The 3,079-nt window shown below is 54.6% G+C and carries 1 rRNA gene; it reads left to right on the forward strand.

Annotated features, from left to right (window positions below):
* The first annotated feature begins 179 nt into the window (after positions 1-179).
* Positions 180-3,053, forward strand: a 23S ribosomal RNA gene (locus HMPREF9444_RS01415).
* Positions 3,054-3,079: the final 26 nt, after the last annotated feature.

Raw genomic sequence — 3,079 nt, forward strand, 5'->3', positions numbered from 1 at the left:
TAAGCTCTTTAACAACTTAACTCAAGCTGAAGAAAAAAACTCAATTAGTCAAAGAGAAAGGTTTCGAACAAGCGACGCAAGTCCGAAGTCTTTCCGGCAAGAAAAGTCAGAACTAATTAAGTAAGAGAACTTACTAGATAGACTTAAGAGATACGACTCCGAGGTTTTCGGGGTTGTACGGTCAAGAAGAAAGCGCACATGGCGGATGCCATGGCGCCGGGAGGCGAAGAAGGACGTGCCAATCTGCGAAAAGCCGCGGTAAGCCGATAAGGGGCGTTAAGCCGCGGATGTCCGAATGGGGGAACCCGACATAGGCAACTATGTCATCATGCTGCAAGGCATGAAGCGAACCGGGGGAAGTGAAACATCTCAGTACCCCGAGGAAAAGAAATCAACCGAGATTTCCCAAGTAGCGGCGAGCGAACGGGAAGGAGCCCAAAAGTCAGCTGTGTTTTAGCGGAATCACGTGGGAAAGTGAAGCGCAGAGGGTGAGACTCCCGTACGCGAAGGGGCACAGGAGATGAGAGAGAGTAGGGCGGGACACGAGGAATCCTGTCTGAAGAGGGGGGACCATCCTCCAAGGCTAAATACTACCCGGCGACCGATAGTGAACCAGTACCGTGAGGGAAAGGCGAAAAGAACCCCGGGAGGGGAGTGAAATAGAACCTGAAACCGTGTGCGTACAAGCAGTGGGAGCATGATGCAAGTCATGTGACTGCGTACCTTTTGTATAATGGGTCAGCGAGTTGTCCGTATTAGCGAGGTTAACCTAGATGGGGGAGCCGCAGGGAAACCGAGTCATAACCGGCGAGGAGTTGATACGGGCAGACCCGAAACCGAGTGATCTAGTCCGGGACAGGCTGAAAGCAGGGTAACACCTGCCGGAGGGCCGAACCCACTGACGTTGCAAAGTCAGGGGATGATTTCGGACTAGGGGTGAAAGGCCAATCAAACCCGGTGATAGCTGGTTCTCCCCGAAAGCTATTTAGGTAGCGTCCCGTGGTGACGGACGGGGGTAGAGCACTGTAACGCCGAGGGTTGCGTCAAGTGATACCGAGGCGTAGCAAACTGCGAATACCGTCCAGTTGAAAGCGGGGGACACACGGTGGGTGCTAACGTTCATCGTGGAGAGGGAAACAACCCGGACCGCCGGCTAAGGTCCCGAAGTTCAGATTAAGTGGGAAACGATGTGGGAAGGCATAGACAGCCAGGATGTTGGCTTAGAAGCAGCCATCATTTAAAGAAAGCGTAATAGCTCACTGGTCGAGTCGGCCTGCGCGGAAGATGTAACGGGGCTAAAATCTGACACCGAAGCCGCGGATTTGCATTTAGGTGCAAGTGGTAGGGGAGCGTTCTGCAAGCCGGAGAAGGCAAGCTGAGAGGCTTGCTGGAGGGAGCAGAAGTGCGAATGCTGACGCAAGTAACGATAAAACGGGTGAAAAGCCCGTTCGCCGGAAGACCAAGGGTTCCTGTCCAACGTTAATCGGGGCAGGGTGAGTCGGTGCCTAAGGCGAGGCTGAAAAGCGCAGTCGAAGGGAAACGGGTTAATATTCCCGTACCGGATAATATTGCGATGAGGTGACGGAGAAGGTAAGGCAGGCCGGAGAGCGGAAGTTCCGGTGAAAGGCGGTAGGGAATCGCGGGGGTTAAAAGACCTGCGGTGATGAACTGAGAGCCGAGAGGAGCAAACTACGGTTTGTGAAGCTGCTAGGTCCAGGCTTCCAGGAAAAGCCTCTAAGCTTAGATATTATGCGGCCGTACCCCAAACCGACACAGGTGGTCGGGTAGAGGATACCAAGGCGCTTGGGAGAACCCGGGTGAAGGAACTAGGCAAAAATGTACCGTAACTTCGGGAGAAGGTACGCTGTCGGGTGTGAAATCCGCACGGAGGGAGCACTTGACAGCCGCAGCTAAATGGCGGCTGGGACTGTTTAACAAAAACACAGCACTCTGCGAACCTGAAAGGGGAAGTATAGGGTGTGACACCTGCCCGGTGCCGGAAGGTTAAATGATGGGGTCAGGCGCAAGCTGAAGCCCTTGAGTGAAGCCCCGGTAAACGGCGGCCGTAACTATAACGGTCCTAAGGTAGCGAAATTCCTTGTCGGGCAAGTTCCGACCTGCACGAATGGTGTAACCATGGCCGCGCTGTCTCCACCCGGGACCCAGTGAAACCGAAATCGCTGTGAAGATGCAGTGTACCCGCGGCTAGACGGAAAGACCCCGTGAACCTTTACTGCAGCTTGACACTGAACCTTGAACCTGTTTGCGCAGGATAGGCGGGAGACACTGAAGTCGGAGCTCAGGCTCTGATGGAGTCGCCCTTGAAATACCGCCCTGACAGTTTTGAGGTTCTAACCTAAGGCTTAAATGACATGGGACAGTGTCTGGCGGGAAGTTTGACTGGGGCGGTCTCCTCCCAAAGGGTAACGGAGGAGCACGAAGGTCGGCTGGTTACGGTCGGAAACCGTGATGACAGTGCAATGGCAAAAGCCGGCTTAACTGCGAGACCGACAAGTCGAACAGATACGAAAGTAGGTCATAGTGATCCGGTGGTTCCAAATGGACGGGCCATCGCTCAACGGATAAAAGGTACTCTGGGGATAACAGGCTGATACCGCCCAAGAGTTCATATCGACGGCGGTGTTTGGCACCTCGATGTCGGCTCATCACATCCTGGGGCTGAAGTTGGTCCCAAGGGTATGGCTGTTCGCCATTTAAAGTGGTACGCGAGCTGGGTTCAAAACGTCGTGAGACAGTTTGGTCCCTATCTACCGCGGGCGTAGGATGATTGAGGGGGATTGCTCCTAGTACGAGAGGACCGGAGTGAACGGACCGCTGGTTTACGGGTTGTCATGCCAATGGCACGGCCCGGCAGCCAAGTCCGGGACTGATAACCGCTGAAAGCATCTAAGCGGGAAGCAGGCCCCGAGATGAGTCATCCCGAGTGCAAGCTCCGAAAGGGCCGTTTAAGACGAAGACGTAGATAGGCCGGAGGTGGAAGCTCTGTGAGGAGTGAAGCTAGCCGGTACTAATGACCCGCGAGGCTTGGCCGTACAACCCCGGAAAGCACGGAGGAGTG

It is taken from the genome of Succinatimonas hippei YIT 12066, from assembly GCF_000188195.1.
Lineage (GTDB): Bacteria > Pseudomonadota > Gammaproteobacteria > Enterobacterales > Succinivibrionaceae > Succinatimonas > Succinatimonas hippei.